General features: G+C 55.6%; 21 protein-coding genes. 14 read left to right on the top strand and 7 right to left on the bottom strand.

Annotation, left to right across the window (positions count from 1 at the left end; translation table 11 throughout):
- Positions 1–25: 25 nt before the first annotated feature.
- Positions 26–343 (bottom strand): transcriptional regulator BolA, encoded by a 318-nt coding sequence (gene bolA, locus KGP22_RS04915; RefSeq protein WP_021241655.1) that lies wholly within the window; start codon positions 341–343, stop codon positions 26–28.
- Positions 344–648: 305 nt separating this feature from the next.
- Between bolA and KGP22_RS04910 the strand changes: the two genes are divergently transcribed.
- The 8 genes from KGP22_RS04910 to KGP22_RS04875 all read left to right on the top strand — a co-directional run bounded on the left by KGP22_RS04910 (position 649) and on the right by KGP22_RS04875 (position 9523).
- On the top strand, positions 649–1227 hold the full coding sequence (locus KGP22_RS04910) for a lipoprotein (protein WP_023310568.1): 579 nt from the start codon (positions 649–651) through the stop codon (positions 1225–1227).
- A 46-nt stretch (positions 1228–1273) separates the two neighbouring features.
- Positions 1274–2749, top strand: a complete 1476-nt coding sequence (ampG, locus tag KGP22_RS04905; RefSeq protein WP_223581441.1) for a muropeptide MFS transporter AmpG — start codon at positions 1274–1276, stop codon at positions 2747–2749.
- A gap of 477 nt (positions 2750–3226) precedes the next feature.
- The gene (cyoA, locus tag KGP22_RS04900) at positions 3227–4174 is read left to right on the top strand and encodes a cytochrome o ubiquinol oxidase subunit II (protein WP_014882770.1); all 948 of its coding nucleotides are present in this window, start codon (positions 3227–3229) and stop codon (positions 4172–4174) included.
- Positions 4175–4190: 16 nt separating this feature from the next.
- Entirely contained in the window at positions 4191–6182 is a 1992-nt protein-coding gene (cyoB, locus tag KGP22_RS04895) for a cytochrome o ubiquinol oxidase subunit I (RefSeq protein ID WP_014168864.1), read from the top strand.
- A complete protein-coding gene (locus KGP22_RS04890) occupies positions 6172–6786 on the top strand; it encodes a cytochrome o ubiquinol oxidase subunit III (RefSeq protein ID WP_008503324.1) in 615 nt (204 codons plus the stop codon). The genes cyoB and KGP22_RS04890 overlap by 11 nt, the downstream gene beginning before the upstream one ends.
- Positions 6786–7112 carry a cytochrome o ubiquinol oxidase subunit IV gene (locus KGP22_RS04885; RefSeq protein WP_006176899.1) on the top strand — a complete coding sequence of 109 codons (327 nt, stop codon included), beginning with the start codon at positions 6786–6788 and terminating at the stop codon, positions 7110–7112. The genes KGP22_RS04890 and KGP22_RS04885 overlap by 1 nt, the downstream gene beginning before the upstream one ends.
- An 11-nt stretch (positions 7113–7123) precedes the next feature.
- The gene (gene cyoE, locus KGP22_RS04880) at positions 7124–8011 is read left to right on the top strand and encodes a heme o synthase (protein WP_013095848.1); all 888 of its coding nucleotides are present in this window, start codon (positions 7124–7126) and stop codon (positions 8009–8011) included.
- 150 nt (positions 8012–8161) lie between these two features.
- Positions 8162–9523, top strand: coding sequence for an MFS transporter (locus KGP22_RS04875; RefSeq protein ID WP_223581440.1), 1362 nt, complete (start codon positions 8162–8164; stop codon positions 9521–9523).
- A gap of 31 nt (positions 9524–9554) precedes the next feature.
- Here KGP22_RS04875 and KGP22_RS04870 read toward each other — a convergent pair whose 3' ends face one another.
- Positions 9555–10046 (bottom strand): YajQ family cyclic di-GMP-binding protein, encoded by a 492-nt coding sequence (locus KGP22_RS04870; protein WP_023334701.1) that lies wholly within the window; start codon positions 10044–10046, stop codon positions 9555–9557.
- Between the two features lie 121 nt (positions 10047–10167).
- On the opposite strand from KGP22_RS04870, the gene panE reads away from it, so the two are divergent.
- Entirely contained in the window at positions 10168–11079 is a 912-nt protein-coding gene (gene panE, locus KGP22_RS04865; RefSeq protein WP_223581439.1) for a 2-dehydropantoate 2-reductase, read from the top strand.
- Complete coding sequence (gene yajL, locus KGP22_RS04860; RefSeq protein ID WP_214576059.1) at positions 11042–11632, top strand: protein deglycase YajL; 591 nt, start codon at positions 11042–11044, stop codon at positions 11630–11632. The genes panE and yajL overlap by 38 nt, the downstream gene beginning before the upstream one ends.
- 69 nt (positions 11633–11701) lie before the next feature.
- Here the strand turns inward: yajL and thiI are convergent, their stop codons facing one another.
- Complete coding sequence (gene thiI, locus KGP22_RS04855) at positions 11702–13150, bottom strand: tRNA uracil 4-sulfurtransferase ThiI (RefSeq protein ID WP_111963420.1); 1449 nt, start codon at positions 13148–13150, stop codon at positions 11702–11704.
- A 191-nt stretch (positions 13151–13341) separates the two neighbouring features.
- On the opposite strand from thiI, the gene xseB reads away from it, so the two are divergent.
- The 4 genes from xseB to KGP22_RS04835 all read left to right on the top strand — a co-directional run bounded on the left by xseB (position 13342) and on the right by KGP22_RS04835 (position 17408).
- Positions 13342–13584, top strand: a complete 243-nt coding sequence (gene xseB, locus KGP22_RS04850; protein WP_008503331.1) for an exodeoxyribonuclease VII small subunit — start codon at positions 13342–13344, stop codon at positions 13582–13584.
- The gene (ispA, locus tag KGP22_RS04845; RefSeq protein WP_223581438.1) at positions 13585–14484 is read left to right on the top strand and encodes a (2E,6E)-farnesyl diphosphate synthase; all 900 of its coding nucleotides are present in this window, start codon (positions 13585–13587) and stop codon (positions 14482–14484) included.
- 24 nt (positions 14485–14508) lie between these two features.
- On the top strand, positions 14509–16371 hold the full coding sequence (gene dxs / locus KGP22_RS04840; protein ID WP_149366120.1) for a 1-deoxy-D-xylulose-5-phosphate synthase: 1863 nt from the start codon (positions 14509–14511) through the stop codon (positions 16369–16371).
- Positions 16372–16433: 62 nt separating this feature from the next.
- The gene (locus KGP22_RS04835) at positions 16434–17408 is read left to right on the top strand and encodes an aldo/keto reductase (RefSeq protein ID WP_149366121.1); all 975 of its coding nucleotides are present in this window, start codon (positions 16434–16436) and stop codon (positions 17406–17408) included.
- Between the two features lie 62 nt (positions 17409–17470).
- On the opposite strand, the gene thiL is transcribed toward KGP22_RS04835, so the two are convergent.
- The 4 genes from thiL to ribD all read right to left on the bottom strand — a co-directional run bounded on the left by thiL (position 17471) and on the right by ribD (position 20622).
- Entirely contained in the window at positions 17471–18442 is a 972-nt protein-coding gene (gene thiL / locus KGP22_RS04830) for a thiamine-phosphate kinase (protein ID WP_063453537.1), read from the bottom strand.
- A gap of 77 nt (positions 18443–18519) precedes the next feature.
- Positions 18520–18939: a transcription antitermination factor NusB gene (gene nusB / locus KGP22_RS04825; protein ID WP_006809908.1), complete on the bottom strand. Its 420-nt coding sequence runs from the start codon at positions 18937–18939 to the stop codon at positions 18520–18522.
- A gap of 21 nt (positions 18940–18960) precedes the next feature.
- Positions 18961–19431, bottom strand: a complete 471-nt coding sequence (ribE, locus tag KGP22_RS04820) for a 6,7-dimethyl-8-ribityllumazine synthase (protein WP_006176874.1) — start codon at positions 19429–19431, stop codon at positions 18961–18963.
- 87 nt (positions 19432–19518) lie between these two features.
- Positions 19519–20622, bottom strand: coding sequence for a bifunctional diaminohydroxyphosphoribosylaminopyrimidine deaminase/5-amino-6-(5-phosphoribosylamino)uracil reductase RibD (gene ribD / locus KGP22_RS04815; protein ID WP_223581436.1), 1104 nt, complete (start codon positions 20620–20622; stop codon positions 19519–19521).
- Positions 20623–20626: the final 4 nt, after the last annotated feature.

Here is a 20626-nt window from a genome sequence, read left to right as displayed (position 1 = left end):
CTCCAGCCGTTGCAAATCCGATTTATCAGGCGATAGTGCCTGCACCGCGACAAGGTGGCGATGCGAAAACCGTATCCTGCAGACCTTCCCATTCCTTAATGGTGTAGGTATGCAGTGCCAGCGCATGCACGGTCGTGGAGAGTTCTTCCGTCAAGGTGCTGTAGATCAAGCGGTGTCGATTCAGGAAACGTTCTCCCGTGAAGCGATCGCTAACCAGAACCACTTTAAAGTGGCTTTCAGAACCTGCCGGCACGTTATGACGATAGCTTTCGTCGACGACTTCGAGGAACACAGGGTTGAACGCTGCCCTTAATTTATCTTCTATATGCTCACGTATCATCATGAAATTACTCCTCCGACAACGCCAGGATGTCACCCATCCCTTTAAATGTTAGCCGCTTTTACCGTTTCCATTACACCTTGACAACAAATATTTAGCTTTCGTCTGATTTTCTCATTCAAACGAATGAAGTTCACTGTGAGACTCATACGTTTTGTCATACACGGTTTGGGAAAAACGGTGAACTGGTCAGTTTTCGGACAAGGCGATGAATTTACATGCGTTGACCACTTCCCCTCGCCGTTGGCGATGTTATGATGACGACAATTTTTCTCTTTATATGCTTACGATTCGTTGAGAACCCGAAAATGTTAAAAAAACTCTTCTTTCCGTTGGTAGCCCTTTTTATGCTGGCAGGCTGCGCTACCCCGCCTACCACTATTGATGTCTCACCAAAAATCACCCTGCCTCAGCAGGACCCAAGCCTGATGGGCGTCACCGTGAGCATTAACGGCGCCGATCAGCGTCAGGATCAGGCGCTGGCTAAAGTGACCCGCGATAACCAGCAGGTTACCCTCACCGCGTCCCGTGACCTGCGCTTCCTGCTGCAGGAAGTGCTGGAGAAACAGATGACCGCTCGCGGGTATATGATTGGCCCAAGCGGCGCGGTCGATCTGCAGATCATCGTGAACAACCTGTACGCTGACGTGTCTCAGGGCAACGTGCGCTACAACATCGCGACCAAAGCGGATATCGCCATCATTGCCACCGCGAAGAATGGCAACAAGATGACCAAAAACTACCGCGCCAGCTATTCTGTTGAAGGTGCGTTCCAGGCCTCCAACCAGAACATTGCTAACGCCGTTAACAGCGTGCTGACCGATACCATCGCCGATATGGCGCAGGACACCAGCATTCACGACTTCATCAAGCAGAACGCGCGTTAATCCCGCTCGCTGACCCGGTGTATCACCGGGTCAGTTTTATAAGAACATGTCCAGCCATTACTTACGCATTTTCCAGCAACCGAAATCAGCGATTCTGCTGATCCTCGGCTTTGCCTCGGGTTTACCCCTCGCGCTCACTTCCGGCACGCTTCAGGCGTGGATGACGGTTGAAAACATCGATCTTAAAACCATTGGGTTCTTCTCGCTTGTCGGCCAGGCCTATGTCTTTAAGTTCCTGTGGTCTCCGGTCATGGATCGCTACACGCCGCCTTTCCTCGGGCGTCGGCGCGGCTGGTTAGTGATGACGCAGATTCTGCTGCTGCTGGCTATTGCGGGTATGGGCCTTCTTGAACCCACCACCCAGCTTCGCTGGATGGCCGCACTTGCGGTAGTGATTGCTTTCTGTTCCGCCTCTCAGGATATCGTGTTCGACGCCTGGAAGACGGACGTGTTACCTGCGGAAGAGCGCGGTGCTGGTGCAGCAATCAGCGTGCTGGGCTATCGCCTCGGGATGCTGGTTTCCGGCGGGCTGGCGCTGTGGCTCGCCGACAGGTACCTCGGCTGGCAGGGTATGTACTGGCTGATGGCCGCCCTGCTTGTCCCCTGCATTATCGCGACGCTGTTCGCGCCCGAACCGAGTGACGTTATTCCGGTACCCCGCTCGCTGGAGCAGGCCGTCGCCGAACCGCTGCGTGATTTTTTTGGCCGCAACAATGCCTGGCTGATCCTGTTGCTTATCGTCCTTTATAAGCTGGGCGATGCTTTCGCCATGAGCCTGACCACCACCTTCCTGATCCGCGGCGTCGGTTTTGACGCCGGAGAAGTAGGCGTGGTGAATAAAACGCTTGGGTTGTTTGCGACCATCGTCGGCGCGCTTTATGGCGGCGTGCTGATGCAGCGTCTGACCCTGTTTCGCGCGCTGCTAATTTTCGGCATCCTTCAGGGTGCCTCTAACGCAGGCTACTGGCTGCTGTCGATTACCGACAAACATACGATCAGCATGGCCACAGCGGTATTCTTCGAAAACCTCTGCGGCGGCATGGGCACTGCGGCGTTTGTCGCCCTGCTGATGACCCTGTGCAATAAGTCGTTTTCAGCCACCCAGTTCGCTCTGCTCTCGGCGCTCTCAGCCGTTGGCCGGGTGTACGTTGGCCCGATTGCCGGCTGGTTCGTGGAAGCCCATGGCTGGCCAACATTTTATCTCTTCTCGGTCGTAGCTGCCGTGCCGGGAATTTTATTGTTGCTGGTCTGCCGTCAGACGCTGGAATATACCCAGCGAACAGAACACTTTATGCCGCGCACCGAATATCACCGCGCCTACCGTTTTGCGTTACGCCTGTTAATGGCGGGCTGCATTGCTCTGGCGCTCTGGCTCGTGGTGCTTATTATCAATGCCAGCATCTCTCTGGAACTCCCTTTCGAAGCCCTTCTGCTGGACGCAGGCGCCCTGCTGGCTATCGCCGGGATCCTGATCGGAGGTCTGCTTGATTTCATGGCGTTGCGTAAAACGCAGATGACCTGAAGAAAAATGCGAAAGGTTATTTCCCGTTGTAATCACTAACCGAAATTATAACGACGAAATAGCCGCCAGGCGCAAAAAAAATATTTGTTGTTTTGTGCGGGATAGGATTTGGAAATTATTGGCTCCTATTCCAAAACGCTATTTTTCATTAAACGATTCAGCATACGAGAGTTTGATTTTTCGTTTTTTATATGTCTTTTTATTGATAATTAATTGTTAATTTTTTGTTTATTTTCAACAATGGTTATACCAATTGCCCCTTTTAGGGTATGCTTGGGGGTCCTTTCGTTATAAAGTCCATGCCGTGCGGCTTCGGTCATAAAAACCGACATAATTTGCAACACTTGTGACACGTGCGGCAGAACCCGGTAACACCTTCCTGACACAGGCCTAATGATGTTTACAGTAATGTAACCTTCCCGTAAAATGCCCGCACACTTTAAACGCCACCAGACTCCGTGGAATTGAGGTCGTTAAATGAGACTCGGGAAATACAATAAAAGTTTGGGATGGTTGTCATTATTCGCGGGCACTGTATTACTCAGTGGCTGTGATTCTGCACTACTAGACCCCAAAGGACAGATTGGACTGGAACAACGTTCACTGATATTGACGGCTTTTGGCCTGATGTTGATTGTGGTTATTCCTGCCATTTTGATGGCTGTTGGTTTCGCCTGGAAGTATCGTGCGAGCAATAAAGATGCGAAGTATAGCCCTAACTGGTCACACTCCAATAAAGTGGAAGCTGTGGTCTGGACGGTACCTATTCTGATCATCCTGTTCCTTGCCGTGCTGACCTGGAAAACCACTCACGCACTTGAGCCAAGCAAACCGCTGGTTCACGATGAGAAACCTATTACCATTGAAGTGGTCTCCATGGACTGGAAATGGTTCTTCATCTATCCAGAGCAGGGTATTGCTACCGTGAATGAAATCGCCTTCCCGGCGAACACTCCGGTTCAGTTCAAAGTGACCTCCAACTCCGTAATGAACTCCTTCTTCATCCCACGTCTGGGTAGCCAGATTTACGCGATGGCCGGTATGCAGACCAACCTGCATCTGATCGCGAATGAAGCAGGCACCTATGATGGTATCTCCGCCAGCTATAGCGGCCCGGGCTTCTCAGGTATGAAGTTCAAAGCTATTGCGACGCCAGACCGTGCCGCTTTCGACCAGTGGGTTGAAAAAGCGAAGCAGTCTCCAAACACCATGTCTGACATGGCGGCGTTCGAAAAAGTGGCTGCACCAAGCGAATACAACAAGGTGGAGTACTTCTCTAATGTGAAACCTGATTTGTTCAAAGATGTTATTGGCAAATTTATGGATCACGGCAAGAGCATGGACATGACCCAGCCAGAAGGCGAGCACAGCGCGCACGAAGGTATGGAAGGCATGGACATGAGCCACGCGGAAACCGCTCACTAAGGGGCCGAGGAAGAAAATGTTCGGAAAATTGACACTGGATGCAGTGCCCTACCATGAACCGATTATCGTGGTTACGGTGGCTGCAATTATCATTGGTGGCGCGGCCTTACTGGCCCTGATCACTTACTTCGGTAAGTGGAGCTACCTGTGGAACGAGTGGCTGACTTCGGTTGACCACAAAAAACTCGGTATCATGTACTGCATCGTCGGTATCGTCATGTTAATTCGTGGCTTTGCGGATGCGATCATGATGCGTAGCCAGCAGGCACTCGCTTCTGCGGGTGAAGCCGGCTTCCTGCCGCCGCACCACTACGATCAGATCTTTACCGCCCACGGCGTTATCATGATCTTCTTCGTGGCGATGCCGCTGGTTATCGGTCTGATGAACGTTGTCGTTCCGCTGCAAATCGGCGCGCGCGACGTGGCGTTCCCGTTCCTGAACAACCTGAGCTTCTGGTTCACGGTTGTCGGCGTTATCCTGGTTAACCTGTCACTGGGTGTGGGCGAATTCGCGCAGACCGGTTGGCTGGCTTACCCACCGCTGTCAGGAATTGAGTACAGTCCTGGCGTTGGCGTCGACTACTGGATTTGGGCGCTTCAGCTCTCCGGTGTTGGTACAACCCTGACCGGTATCAACTTCTTCGTGACCATTATCAAGATGCGTGCCCCTGGCATGACCATGTTCAAGATGCCGGTATTTACCTGGGCATCTCTGTGCGCCAACATCCTGATTATTGCCTCCTTCCCAATTCTGACCGTCACCATCGCGCTGCTGACCCTGGATCGCTATCTGGGCACCCATTTCTTCACGAATGATATGGGTGGCAACATGATGATGTACATCAACCTGATTTGGGCCTGGGGTCACCCGGAAGTGTACATTCTGGTTCTGCCTGTGTTCGGTGTGTTCTCCGAAATCGCGGCAACCTTCTCGCGTAAACGTCTGTTTGGTTACACCTCTCTGGTGTGGGCAACCGTGTGTATTACCGTTCTGTCGTTCATCGTTTGGCTGCACCACTTCTTCACCATGGGTGCGGGCGCGAACGTAAACGCCTTCTTCGGTATCACCACCATGATTATCGCCATCCCTACCGGGGTGAAGATCTTCAACTGGCTGTTCACCATGTACCAGGGCCGTATCGTGTTCCACTCAGCGATGCTGTGGACCATCGGCTTCATCGTAACCTTCTCCGTAGGTGGGATGACCGGCGTACTGCTGGCGGTACCGGGCGCTGACTTCGTTCTGCACAACAGCCTGTTCCTCATTGCGCACTTCCATAACGTTATCATCGGTGGCGTGGTCTTCGGCTGCTTCGCTGGCGTAACCTACTGGTGGCCAAAAGCGTTCGGCTTCACGCTGAACGAAAAATGGGGTAAACGCGCGTTCTGGTTCTGGATCATCGGCTTCTTCGTAGCATTTATGCCGCTGTACGTGCTGGGCTTCATGGGTATGACCCGTCGCCTGAGCCAGCAGATCGATCCGCAGTTCCACCCAATGCTGATGGTTGCAGCGGGCGGTGCCGTGCTGATTGCCTGTGGTATCGCGTCTCAGCTGATTCAGTTCTACGTGTCTATTCGCGACCGCGATCAGAACCGTGACCTGACCGGTGACCCATGGGGTGGCCGTACGCTGGAGTGGGCGACCTCTTCTCCACCTCCTTTCTATAACTTCGCCATTGTGCCGCAGGTTCATGAACGTGACGCATTCTGGGAAATGAAAGAGAAAGGTGAAGCGTACAAGCAACCTGCTCATTACGAAGAGATCCACATGCCGAAAAACAGCGGTGCGGGCATCGTGATTGCCGCCTTCGCAACGGTATTTGGTTTCGCAATGATCTGGCACATCTGGTGGATGGCGATTGTTGGCTTCGCCGGCATCGTAATCAGCTGGATTGTGAAGAGCTTTGACGAGGACGTGGACTACTACGTACCAGTCCGTGAAGTTGAGAAGCTGGAAAATCAGCATTTCGACGAGATTTCTAAAGCGGGGCTGAAAAATGGCAACTGATACTCTGGCGCACTCAACTGCCCACGCGCATGAGCATGCGCACCACGATACAGGACCGACCAAAGTCTTCGGTTTCTGGATCTACCTGATGAGCGACTGCATTCTGTTCTGCTGTCTGTTCGCAACCTATGCCGTTCTGGTGAACGGCACAGCGGGCGGCCCGACCGGCAAGGACATCTTTGAACTGCCGTTCGTTCTGGTTGAAACCGCACTGCTGTTATTCAGCTCCATCACCTACGGCATGGCGGCTATCGCCATGTACAAAAACAACAAGAGCCAGGTTGTTTCCTGGCTGGCGTTGACCTGGTTGTTTGGTGCTGGATTTATCGGGATGGAAATCTATGAATTCCATCACCTGATCATGGAAGGCTTCGGCCCGGATCGCAGTGGCTTCCTGTCCGCGTTCTTCGCGCTGGTCGGCACTCACGGTCTGCACGTGACCTCCGGCCTGATCTGGATGGCAGTCCTGATGTTCCAGATCTCCCGTCGCGGCCTGACCAGTACTAACCGTACCCGTATCCTGTGCCTGAGCCTGTTCTGGCACTTCCTGGACGTGGTGTGGATCTGTGTGTTCTCTGTTGTCTATCTGATGGGGGCGATGTAATGAGTCATTCTAACGATCATGGCGCTTCCCACGGCAGCGTAAAAACCTACATGACAGGTTTCATCCTGTCGATCATCCTGACGGTGATCCCGTTCTGGATGGTGATGAGCGGTTCTGCGTCTAAGCCGGTTATCCTGGGTGCAATCCTGGTAACCGCTGTGATTCAGATTCTGGTGCATCTGGTTTGCTTCCTGCACATGAACACCAAGTCCGATGAAGGCTGGAATATGACCGCCTTTATCTTTACCGTGATTATCATCGCTATCCTGGTAGTCGGTTCCATCTGGATTATGTGGAACCTCAACTACAACATGATGGTTCACTAAGAGCGGCGAGTATGTTTAAGCAATACCTGCAAGTAACGAAACCAGGCATCATCTTTGGCAACCTGATCTCCGTGATCGGAGGGTTCCTGCTGGCCTCTAAGGGCAGCATTGATTACACCCTCTTTATCTACACGCTGGTTGGTGTGTCACTGGTTGTTGCGTCCGGTTGTGTATTTAACAACTACATCGACATGGATATCGACAAGAAGATGGAAAGGACCAAAAATCGGGTGCTGGTGAAAGGCCTGATCGCCCCTTCCGTCTCGCTGGTGTACGCCACCTTGCTGGGTATTGCTGGCTTTATGCTGCTGTGGTTTGGTGCTAACCCACTGGCCTGCTGGCTGGGGGTGATGGGGTTCGTGGTGTATGTGGGCGTCTACAGCCTGTATATGAAACGCCACTCCGTCTACGGCACGCTGATTGGTTCTCTCTCCGGCGCTGCGCCGCCGGTGATTGGCTACTGTGCGGTCACGAACGAGTTCGACAGCGGTGCGCTGATCCTGCTGGCTATCTTTAGCCTGTGGCAGATGCCGCACTCCTATGCCATCGCGATTTTCCGCTTTAAGGATTATCAGGCAGCGAACATCCCGGTTCTGCCGGTCGTGAAGGGCATTTCGGTTGCCAAGAACCACATCACGCTGTACATCATCGCCTTTGCCGTGGCAACGCTGATGCTCTCTCTGGGTGGTTACGCTGGATATAAATATCTGGCGGTAGCGGCTGCGGTGAGCGTCTGGTGGCTCGGTATGGCGCTGCGCGGTTACAAAGTGGAAGATGACAAAGTCTGGGCGCGCAAACTGTTTGTGTTCTCGATTGTGGCCATCACCTCGCTGTCCGTGATGATGTCCGTAGACTTCATGGTGCCGGATTCACATAACCTGCTGACTTACGTCTGGTAAGCCAAAACAGGTCAATAAAGGGGGTGCTTCGGCACCCTTTTTTATTCGCTGAATCTACTAATAACGCATGTAATATTTGTTAAATAACCCTTTATTTACCCCGCCCCTTCCCCGCACTACACTATGGCCTGCTTTTGAACTGAGGTGGTAATGAACGATTATAAAATGACGCCAGGCGAGCTACGCGCGACCTGGGGCTTAGGGACTGTCTTCTCGCTACGGATGCTTGGCATGTTTATGGTCCTGCCTGTTCTGACCACGTACGGTATGGCGCTGCAGGGGGCCAGCGAGGCGCTGATTGGACTCGCGATCGGCATCTACGGCCTGGCGCAGGCGGTTTTCCAGATCCCTTTTGGCCTGCTCTCTGACCGGGTGGGCAGAAAGCCGCTGATCGTCGGCGGGCTGCTGGTCTTTGTGCTCGGAAGCGTAATTGCCGCCCTCTCCCACTCCATCTGGGGGATTATACTCGGCCGCGCCCTGCAGGGCTCCGGCGCGATTGCCGCCGCGGTGATGGCGCTGCTGTCCGACTTAACCCGCGAGCAAAACCGCACCAAAGCAATGGCGTTCATCGGCGTGAGCTTTGGCGTAACGTTTGCGATTGCGATGGTGCTTGGCCCCATCATTACGCACACGTTGGGTCTGCACGCCCTGTTCTGGATGATTGCCGTGCTGGCAACCATTGGTATTGCGTTAACCCTGTGGGTCGTGCCGGACAGCAAAAACCACGTCCTCAACCGTGAATCCGGGATGGTAAAAGGCTGCTTCAGCAAAGTGATTGTCGAGCCGCGCCTTCTGAAGCTGAACTTTGGCATTATGTGTCTGCACATCCTGCTGATGTCGACCTTTGTCGCCCTGCCCGGCCAGCTTGCGGCAGCGGGTTTCCCGGCGGCTGAGCACTGGAAAATCTATCTGGTCACGATGCTGATTTCGTTTGTCTCCGTCGTGCCGTTCATCATCTACGCCGAAGTGAAGCGCAAAATGAAGCGCGTCTTCGTGGGCTGCGTGGCGGTCCTGCTGATTGCCGAAATCGTGCTCTGGGGTGCCGGTCCGCACTTCTGGGAGCTGATTGCCGGCGTGCAGCTGTTCTTCCTGGCCTTTAACCTGATGGAAGCGCTGCTGCCGTCGCTTATCAGCAAAGAGTCGCCCGCCGGTTACAAAGGTACGGCAATGGGTATTTACTCCACCAGCCAGTTTCTCGGCGTGGCGATCGGCGGCTCGCTCGGCGGCTGGGTGGACGGCCTGTTTGATTCACAAACCGTGTTTCTCGCCGGTGCGCTGTTAGCGACAGTCTGGCTGCTGGTCGCCAGCACCATGAAAGAGCCGCGCTACGTGAGCAGCCTGCGGATAGAAATCCCGGATGATGTGGAAATCAGCGATGCGCTTAAGCAGCGTCTGGAAGGAAAAGAGGGCGTGACGGACGTGCTCATTGTCCCGGAAGAGCGCAGCGCTTACGTCAAGATAGACAGTAAAATGACTAACCGCTTCGAAGTCGAGCAGGCGCTCAAGGCGTGATAAAAAGCCCGGTTTAACCGGGCTTTTTATATTAATCGCGGAAGTTTTTAAACTGGAACGGTTGTCCCAAATCGCCGCCGCGCACCAGCGCCATTACGGACTGGAGATCGTCGCGGGACTTACCGGTCACGCGAATTTCTTCACCCTGGATCTGCGCCTGCACCTTCAGCTTGCTGTCTTTTATGAGCTTAACGATTTTCTTCTGCACCGCACTCTCAATACCCTGCTTCAGCTTGGCTTCTACAAACCAGTTCTTACCGCTGTGCACGAACTCTTCCGGCACATCGAGAGACGTCCCTTCGATACCGCGCTTTAACAGCTTGGCGCGCAGAATGTCGAGCAGCTGATTCACCTGGAAATCAGACTCGCTCAGCACCTTAATGGTCTTATTTGCGTCGTTCAGCTCAAACGACGCCTCAACGCCACGAAAATCGAAACGTGACTCAACTTCGCGGGTTGCGTTCTCTACGCCGTTGCGAACTTCCTGGATATCAACTTCGGAAACAATATCGAAAGATGGCATCTTTTCTTCTCCCTTCACTTTTGTTGCGTTGCATAATACCCGCTACGAGGCATAACTCAACAGAAGCTTAGCTGTATAATTAAGCTGTAACACCTGGCGCAGTTGCAGGTGAGGAGGAACAATGAAAATTACGGTGCTCGGATGCGGAGCGCTTGGTCAGCTGTGGCTGACCGCGCTGTGCAAGCACGGACATGAGGTTCAGGGCTGGCTGCGAGTGCCCCAACCCTACTGCAGTGTAAACCTGATTGGTGAAGACGGAAGCATCTTTAACGAATCTCTCACCGCCAACGATCCTGATTTCCTGGCGCAAAGCGACCTTTTACTGGTGACGCTCAAGGCCTGGCAGGTCTCAGACGCGGTAAAGACACTGGCCGCGCAGCTCCCCCCCACTTCGCCCATACTGCTGCTGCATAACGGCATGGGTACCCTCGATGAGCTGAAAAGCGTCCCGCAGCCCCTGCTGATGGCGACCACCACGCACGCTGCCCGTCGCGACGGCAACATCATTGTGCATGTCGCCAGCGGCGTGACGCACATGGGTCCTGCCAGACCAGAGGATGGCGACTACAGCTATCTTGCCGATGTTCTGCAAAAGGTCTTGCCGGACGTCGCCTGGCACAACAACATCCGCCCTCAGCTGTGGCGTAAGCTTGCGGTAAACTGCGTGATCAATCCGCTGACGGCGCTGTGGAACTGCCCGAACGGGGAGCTGAAAAATCATCCGCAGGACGTTGCCATTTTGTGTGCGGAAGTCGCGGCGGTCGTTGAGCGGGAAGGGCTGCATACCTCGGCAGACGATTTGCGCTGCTATGTCGAGCAGGTTATTGAGAGTACAGCAGAAAACATCTCCTCAATGCTGCAGGATGTTCGGGCATTACGCCACACGGAGATCGATTACATCACGGGATATCTGCTAAAACGCGCCCGCGCGCACGGCATCGCCGTGCCGGAAAACGCCCGTCTGTATGACCTGGTTAAACGTAAGGAGAGTGAATATGAGCGCGTCAGCACTGATCTGCCTCGCCCCTGGTAGCGAAGAGATGGAAGCGGTCACCACCATTGATTTGATGGTGCGCGGCGGCATTAAGGTCACCACCGCCAGCGTCGCCAGCGACGGCAATCTTGCAATCACCTGTTCACGCGGGGTGAAAATCCTGGCAGACGCGCCGCTTGTTCAGGTGGCAGACGGAGATTACGACATCATCGTGCTGCCCGGCGGCCTAAAAGGCGCGGAATGTTTTCGCGACAGCCCGCTGCTGGTCGAGACCGTGCGTCAGTTCCATCTGTCAGGCCGTATCGTCGCGGCTATCTGTGCCGCCGCGGGAACGGTTCTGGTTCCGCACGATATCTTCCCCGTCGGCAATATGACCGGCTTCCCGGGGCTGAAGGATACGATTCCGGAAGAGCATTGGGTGGACAAACGCGTCGTCTGGGACCCGCGCGTAAACCTGTTGACCAGCCAGGGGCCTGGCACTGCGATTGATTTTGGCTTAAAGATTATTGACCTGCTGGTCGGGCGCGAGAAGGCCTACGAAGTGGCATCATCGCTGGTGATGCCGGCGGGGATTTATAATTATTACGAATAGATGTTTTCTCCCTCTCCCCGTGGGAGAGGGCCGGGGTGAGGGCATCTGGCCGCACTCCCCGGTAATAAACTACGGGCGATACACCTTCACATTCGCAAAGCCCTGCTCGCGCAGATACAGCGCCTGCAGGCGACTCATCACCCCGCGCTCACACCACAGCAGATACGTTTTGCTCTGGTCGAGATCGCCAAACTTCGTGCTCAGCTTGTAGAACGGCAGAGAAACCACTTCGACGCCTTCCACCTGCAGCGGCTTGTCATCCTGCTCGTCAATAGAGCGAATATCCAGAATCGCGTCGTTCGCGCCGAAACCGCTCACGGTCTCCACTTCAACCACTTCCTGCTCGGTCTGCTGGGCAATCTCGCGGATATCAATGTTGGACGCTTCTTCCACCACTTTATCCAGAATGCTGAAATCGAAGTTCTCTTCTTCCGCTTCGATCTTCGCCTTTACCGCTTTCACCGTTGGGCTTTTAGAGATCACGCCGCAGTATTCCGGCATGGTGCGGGCAAAATCTTCGGTGCCGATTTCGCGCGCCAGATCGATGATGTGCTCTTTGTCATGGGAGATGAGCGGACGCAGGATCAGCGTATCAGATACGTTGTCGATCAGACGCAGGTTGGTCAGCGTCTGGCTGGAGACCTGGCCCAGCGCTTCGCCGGTGACCAGCGCCTGCACGCCGTAGCGTTCAGCCACTTTGGACGCCGCACGCACCATCATGCGCTTAAGGATGACGCCCATCTGACCGTCGTCCACTTTCTCGAGGATTTCGCCGACCACAGGTTCGAAATTGATTGCCACGAAACGCACGCGGTGGGAGCTGCCGAAGCGGTTCCACAGATAATGCGCCACCTGACGAACGCCGATTTCGTGCGCCGCGCCGCCCAGGTTGAAGAAGCAGTAGTGCACACGGCAGCCGCGACGCATCAGCATATAGCTTGAGACGCCGGAGTCGAAGCCGCCAGAGATCAGGGATAATACGTCTTCCTGGGTGCCGATAGGGAAGCCGCCGATACCTTCATAGCGCCCTTTCACCAGCAGCAGGCGATCGTTTTCGATCTCCAGGTTCACCGTCACGTCCGGGTTGGTCAGACGTACGCGCGCCGTTTCAACGTGCTGGTTTAAACCGCCGCCGACATAACGTTCCACTTCAATGGAGCTGAATTCGTGCTTGCCGCGACGCTTCACGCGCACGCAGAAGGTTTTGCCTTCGATCTGGTCACGGTACTGCACCAGCGCTTTCTCGAAGATGTCGTGCATATCGCTGAACGGAACATCTTCCACTTCCAGGATATGGTGGATCCCCGGAATACGGGTCAGCGCGTCGCGAATATCCTGACGTTTGTTTTCGTCTTTCGCACGGACCTCAACGTGGTCCCAGTGGCGCACCACGGCGAGGGTTTCGTCGTAGTGCTTTAATACGTTACGAATGTTCCCGGTGAGAATTTTAATAAAGCGCAAACGCACAGATTGGCTTTTGATGGTGATTTCAGGGAACAATTTAATGATAAACTTCATGGCGGCAATGTTTCTTAGGCAAGCCTGTTAAGGCTTGTAATGGAAAAGAGTACAGCAGCCCACACCCGTGGCTGCATCCAGGCGCGCAAGTATACCACCATCGCGCCGCTCCTGTGCACATTGCGCGTTATTTGCTTATCCGCCCGAGTCCGTTACCATGTCGGGGCGAAGAATATAAGAGTCAATTCACTATGCCGAAGAAGAACGACGCACCGGCCAGTTTTGAAACTGCGCTGAGTGAACTGGAGCAAATTGTTACCCGTCTTGAGAGCGGCGATCTCCCGCTGGAAGAGGCGCTCAACGAATTCGAGCGTGGCGTGCAGCTGGCGCGCCAGGGGCAGGTCAAGCTGCAGCAGGCCGAGCAGCGCGTGCAGATCCTGCTTTCCGACAGCGAAGACGCGAAAACCACGCCTTTCACACCGGACGCCGAGTAAATGGATTTTGCCAACGAGCTTCAGGCGCGTGTCGTACGCGCCAACGACGCCCTGCGCCGTTTTATTGCGCCACAGCCTTTTCAGAACACTCCACTGGTTGAAGCCATGCACTATGGCGCACTCTTGGGTGGAAAGCGCCTGCGCCCGTTCCTGGTGTATGCCACCGGCAATATGTTTGGCATCAGCGATAGCACGCTGGACGCTCCGGCAGCCGCCGTTGAGTGCATCCACGCCTACTCGCTGATCCACGACGATCTCCCGGCCATGGACGACGACGATTTGCGTCGGGGTAAACCCACCTGCCATATCAAGTTTGGCGAGGCGAATGCCATCCTGGCGGGTGATGCCCTGCAGACGCTGGCGTTCTCGATTCTGAGCGACGCGCCAATGTCGGAAGTGGCTGACCGCGACCGTCTGGCGATGATCTCCGAGCTGGCAATGGCCAGCGGCGTGGCCGGCATGTGCGGCGGACAGGCGCTGGATCTTGAAGCGGAAGGACGTCAGGTTAATCTGGAACAGCTGGAGCGTATTCACCGCCATAAAACCGGGGCACTGATTCGTTCCGCCGTTCGCCTGGGCGCGCTGAGCGCGGGTGAACAAGGGCGCAAAGCCCTGCCGATTCTGGACAGATACGCAGAAAGTATCGGTCTGGCATTCCAGGTTCAGGATGACATTCTGGATGTGGTGGGCGATACTGCAACATTGGGTAAACGTCAGGGTGCGGACCAGCAGCTTGGCAAAAGTACCTACCCCGCCCTGCTGGGCCTTGAGCAAGCCCAACGTAAAGCCCGGGATCTGATTGACGATGCCCGCCAGTCGCTGAATCAGCTGGCTGCGCAATCGCTGGATACCTCGGCACTGGAAGCGCTAGCGGACTATATAATCCAGCGTGATAAATAAACTATATATCTCGATGAGCCTTTGATGAGTTTTGATATTGCCAAATACCCGACACTGGCGTTAGTTGACTCCACCCAGGAGTTACGTCTGTTGCCGAAAGAGAGCCTGCCGAAGCTGTGCGACGAGCTGCGTCGCTACCTGCTCGACAGCGTAAGCCGCTCCAGCGGCCATTTCGCCTCCGGGCTTGGCACGGTAGAGCTGACCGTGGCGCTGCACTACGTCTATAACACGCCGTTCGATCAGCTCATCTGGGACGTGGGTCACCAGGCCTATCCGCACAAAATTCTGACCGGACGTCGCGATAAAATTGGCACCATTCGTCAGAAAGGCGGCCTGCACCCGTTCCCGTGGCGCGGTGAGAGCGAGTACGACGTGCTGAGCGTCGGCCACTCCTCTACCTCCATTTCGGCGGGCATCGGTATTGCCGTTGCCGCCGAGAAAGAGAATAAGCAGCGCCGCACCGTCTGCGTGATTGGCGACGGCGCTATCACCGCCGGTATGGCCTTCGAAGCCATGAACCACGCGGGCGACATCAAGCCGGACATGCTGGTTATCCTCAACGATAACGAAATGTCGATTTCAGAAAACGTCGGCGCGCTGAACAACCATCTTGCTCAGCTGCTCTCCGGCAAGCTTTACTCGTCGCTGCGTGAAGGCGGTAAAAAGGTCTTCTCCGGCGTACCGCCGATCAAAGAGCTGCTCAAGCGTACCGAAGAGCACATCAAAGGCATGGTCGTGCCGGGTACCCTGTTTGAAGAACTGGGCTTTAACTATATTGGGCCGGTTGACGGTCACGACGTGCTGGGTCTGGTGACCACGCTCAAGAACATGCGCGACCTGAAAGGCCCGCAGTTCCTGCACATCATGACCAAAAAAGGGCGTGGCTACGAACCAGCGGAAAAAGATCCGATCACCTTCCACGCGGTGCCGAAATTTGACCCGTCCAGCGGCTGTTTGCCAAAAAGCAGCGGCGGCATGCCGAGCTATTCCAAAATCTTCGGCGACTGGCTGTGCGAAACCGCAGCGAAAGACAACAAGCTGATGGCAATCACCCCGGCCATGCGTGAAGGCTCCGGCATGGTTGAATTCTCCAGAAAATACCCTGACCAGTATTTCGACGTCGCCATTGCCGAGCAGCATGCGGTGACGTTTGCAGCGGGCCTGGCCATTGGCGGCTACAAGCCGGTTGTCGCTATCTATTCCACCTTCCTGCAGCGCGCCTACGATCAGGTGATTCACGACGTGGCGATTCAGAAGCTGCCGGTTCTGTTTGCTATCGATCGTGCCGGCATCGTCGGTGCCGATGGTCAGACGCACCAGGGCGCGTTTGACCTGTCGTTCCTGCGCTGTATTCCGGATATGGTTGTCATGACGCCAAGCGACGAGAACGAATGTCGTCAGATGCTGTTTACCGGCTACCACTATCAGGATGGCCCAAGCGCCATTCGCTACCCGCGCGGCAATGCGGTAGGCGTTGAGCTTCAGCCGCTGGAAAAACTGCCGCTTGGTAAAGGAGTGGTTAAGCGTCGCGGTGAAAAAGTGGCGATCCTGAACTTCGGCACGTTGATGCCCGAGGCCGCGAAAGTGGCTGAAACGCTGAATGCCACGCTGGTGGATATGCGCTTTGTGAAGCCGCTCGACGAATCTCTGATCCTGAGTATGGCTGAGGCCCACGACGTGCTGGTGACGCTGGAAGAAAACGCCATCATGGGCGGTGCGGGTAGCGGCGTGAACGAGGTACTGATGGCAAATCGTAAAGCCGTGCCGGTGCTGAACCTCGGCCTGCCGGATCATTTCATTCCGCAAGGTACCCAGGACGAAGCCCGCGCGGCGATTGGCCTGGACGCTGCCGGTATCGAAGCTAAAATCCGCGCCTGGCTGGACTGATCCCTCCCCTTTTCCGCTCCTGCTATGCTTAAACCTGGTGTTTAAACAGCAGGAGCGGAACCGTGCAATACGCAACATTAGGAAAAACGGACCTTAAGGTTTCCCGACTTTGCCTGGGCTGCATGACCTTTGGCGAGCCCGATCGGGGGAACCACGCCTGGACGCTGCCGGAAGAGAGCAGCCGTCCGATTATCAAACGCGCCATCGAGGGCGGCATTAACTTCTTTGACACCGCCAACAGCTACTCCGACGGCAGCAGCGAGGAGATTGTCGGCCGCGCCCTGCGCGATTTTGCCCGTCGGGATGACGTTGTCGTCGCTACTAAAGTCTACTACCCGGTGGGTGACCTGCCGCAGGGCCTTTCTCGCGCGCAGATCCTGCGCTCCATTGATGACAGCCTCAGGCGCCTGAACATGGATTACGTCGACCTGCTGCAAATTCACCGCTGGGATTACAACACGCCGATCGAGGAGACGCTTGAGGCGCTCAACGACGTGGTCAAAGCCGGTAAAGCACGCTACATCGGCGCGTCGTCTATGCACGCGTCGCAGTTTGCCCAAGCGCTGGATCTGCAGGCGCAGCACGGCTGGGCGCGCTTTGTCACCATGCAGGATCATTACAATCTGATCTACCGCGAAGAAGAACGCGAGATGCTGCCGCTGTGCCACCAGGAGGGCGTGGCGGTTATCCCGTGGAGCCCGCTGGCGCGCGGCCGCCTGACCCGTCCGTGGGGGGAAACCACGGCTCGCCTGGTATCGGATGAAGTGGGAAAAAATCTCTATGAAGGAACAGAGGCCAGCGATGCGCTGATTGCCGAACGCCTGGCCGGGATTGCCGATGATACCGGCGCAACCCGCGCCCAGGTAGCGCTGGCATGGCTACTGGGCAAGCGCGGCGTCGCGGCTCCCATTATCGGCACGTCCCGGGAAGAGCAGTTGGACGAACTGTTAAACGCGGTCGATATCACGCTGACGCCGGAGCAGGTTGCCGAGCTGGAGACCCCGTATCAGCCGCATCCGGTGGTGGGGTTTAAATAAGCCCCATCTTTTGTAGGCCGGGTAAGGCGGAGCCGCCACCCGGCAATACAAAGCGTACAAACTCACGCGAAGTGATCGTACCCTTTCCAGTCCAGCGTAACCGGCGCACCGTCTTTCACAAACTTCAGCCCTTCACTCTCCGGCATGATCTGCCCGATACAGGTGAATTTCGCGCCGAGGTGCGCTAACGCCACGTCGAGCGTTCCGCGGTTCAGCTCCGGAACGGTAAAGCACAGCTCGTAATCTTCGCCACCGGACAGCGCCCAGCGCAGCGCCTGCTCAGGTTCGACATGACGAAGCAGTTCCTCTGACAGCGGGAACAGATCCAGATCAACGCGCGCCCCAACGCCGCTGGCCTTTAAAATATGGCCAAGATCTGAGATCAGCCCGTCAGAGAGGTCGATAGCAGAGCTCGCGCGCTCGCGCAGCGCCTGGCCGTGCAGAATACGCGGCGTCGGGCGCAGATGGCGTTTCACCAGATACGCCGCATCGTCGGCATCCTTCACGGTTAAGCGATCCTGGAGAATCGCCAGCCCTGCCGCACTGTCGCCCGGCGTACCGGTGACGTAGATCCAGTCCCCGGGTTTTGCGCCTGAGCGCTTCAGGGCGCGACCGAGCGGCACATAGCCGTGGATCGCCAGCGTCATCGACAGCGGCCCGGCAGTGGTATCACCGCCAATCAGCTGCATATCGTAGTAGTTAAGCTGCTCAAACAGCGCATCGCTGAAAGCTTCAAGCCAGGCTTCGTCCACCTCAGGCAGCGTCAGCGCCAGCGTTAACCACGCGGGATCGGCACCCATCGCCGCCAGATCGCTGACGTTAACCGCCAGTGCTTTATACGCCAGATCGGCAGGATCGATATCCGGTAAGAAATGACGGCCGCACACCAGAGTGTCGGTGCTGATGGCCAGCGTCTGTTTTTCTGGAATATTGAGAAGTGCACAGTCATCGCCGATGCCGGTTTCAACATCAAGACGAGAGGTTCTGACACGGTCGAAATAACGGGCAATCAGGGAGAATTCGCCGCATGCCATACGTTATGCCTCAGCAAATAAAAGAAAAAACCGGAGCCGCACCGCCCGTCAGGCAATGCAGGACTCCGGTTTGCGGATCACTTTTTGTGGGGACGGATCGCAGGTGCTGCTTTATCAAGTACGCCGTTTACAAACTTGTGGCTGTCTTCAGCGCCGAAGGTTTTCGCCAGTTCGATCGCTTCGTTGATGGCCACTTTGTACGGCACATCATCACGTTTAGACAGCTCAAACAGCGCAATACGCAACACTGCTTTTTCTACCTGGCCCAGCTCTTCGAGCAGACGGGACAGATAAGGCTTCATCAGACCATCGAGATACGCGCTATTAGTCGCCACTCCCGACAGCAGTTCACGGAAGTACAGAACGTCAACATCTTTAACGTCCTGTTCTGACAGGAACTGGTATTCAACATCAGCGATGTCGTTCTGGGACAACTGCCAGGAGTAAAGTGCCTGGACGGCACATTCACGGGCGCGGCGACGAGCAGCAGGTTTCACGGAATTCCCCTTACAAAAAAATCAGGCCTTGATGGCTTTCAATACATTAATCATTTCAAGCGCGGTCAGTGCAGCTTCTGCACCTTTGTTACCGGCTTTGGTGCCAGCACGTTCGATGGCTTGTTCAATACTTTCGGTGGTCAGCACGCCGAATGCGACAGGAATTTCAGCATCCTGCGCAACGTGTGCCAGGCCGTTGCTTGCACCGCCCGCAACGTATTCGAAGTGAGCAGTGCCGCCACGAATAACGGTACCCAGCGCAATCACCGCGTCGTATTTACCGGTTTTCGCCAGCGCGCCTGCCGCCAGTGGCAGTTCGTAAGCGCCTGGAACCCAAACAACGGTAATGTTGTCATCTTTAACCTGGCCGATACGTTTCAGGGCGTCAATCGCACCTTCCAGCAGGCTGTCGTTGATGAAGTTGTTGAAACGCGCAATGGTGATGGCGACGCGAGCGTCCGGGGTAGCTACAGCAGCTTCAATAATGTTCATACTCTTCCTTTACGGGTTCATTTGGCCCCGCAGGGGGGCGGATTTTATCATAATACTTTGCGCACTGCTTCCCTATTTAAGGAGCAATTACGCTGTCGTTAAGTGGAGGCAGACATCCGGACCTACCGGACGAATCTCGCTAAATTTGAGTTGCGGTGCGTCGGCCAGTTTTTCAAGGCCGGGCAGCACAAACAGGCCGCGTGCGTCATGACCTAACAGTTTAGGCGCAACGTAAACAAGCAGTTCATCCACCAGCCCGGCCTGTAAGAGCGCACCGGCAAGCGTTGGCCCCGCTTCCACCCAGATGCTGTTCACCTGCTGCTTGCCGAGCAGCATCATCAGCACCACCAGATCCAGATGGCCGTTATGCTCCGGCACCGTAATGCTGCGTACGCCTTCCGCCCATTCGCGAGCATCCTCTTTGGTACGGGCAATCCAGGTCTCACCAGGCTGCTGGACGATGCGGTGCTCCGGCGTCACGCGGTTCTGGCTATCAATGACAATACGCAGCGGCTGACGCAGGTTCTCCTGCGGGTAAAGAGCCTGGGTATCGGCATTCAGCTCGTCCCAGCGCACGGTCATGGCCGGATCGTCAGCCAGAACGGTTTCACTGCTGGTGAGAATAGCATGGCTTTGCGCGCGCAGACGTTGCACATCGCGCCTTGCCTGTGGAGAAGTGATCCACTGGCTTTCACCGTTTGCCATTGCCGTACGGCCGTCCAGCGAGGCGCCCAGCTTGAGCTGAATATACGGGAACCCGGTGCGCATGCGCTTCAGGAAACCTTTGTTAAGCGCTTCCGCATCCTGCATCATCAGACCATGGCTGACGTCAATGCCTTCTTGCTGCAGGCGATACAGACCGCGTCCCGCCACCTGCGGATTTGGGTCCTGCATCGATGCGACCACGCGTGAAACACCCGCCGCGATCAACGCTTCACAGCACGGCGGCGTACGCCCGTGATGGCTGCAGGGCTCCAGCGTAACGTAGGCTGTTGCACCGCGCGCCTTCTCACCGGCCATGCGCAACGCATGAACCTCGGCATGCGGTTCGCCCGCCCGATAGTGAAACCCCTCTCCTACAATCTCGCCATCGTTGACGATAACGCACCCGACGTTCGGGTTGGGATGGGTAGTAAAACGACCGCGCTGCGCCAGCTTCATGGCTCGCGCCATGTAAATCTCATCCTGCATGAGC

Source organism: Enterobacter sp. JBIWA005, assembly GCF_019968805.1.
Taxonomy (GTDB): domain Bacteria; phylum Pseudomonadota; class Gammaproteobacteria; order Enterobacterales; family Enterobacteriaceae; genus Enterobacter; species Enterobacter vonholyi.
The sequence above is the reverse complement of the archived record's forward strand: the minus strand, read 5'-3'. Positions and strand labels throughout refer to the sequence as shown.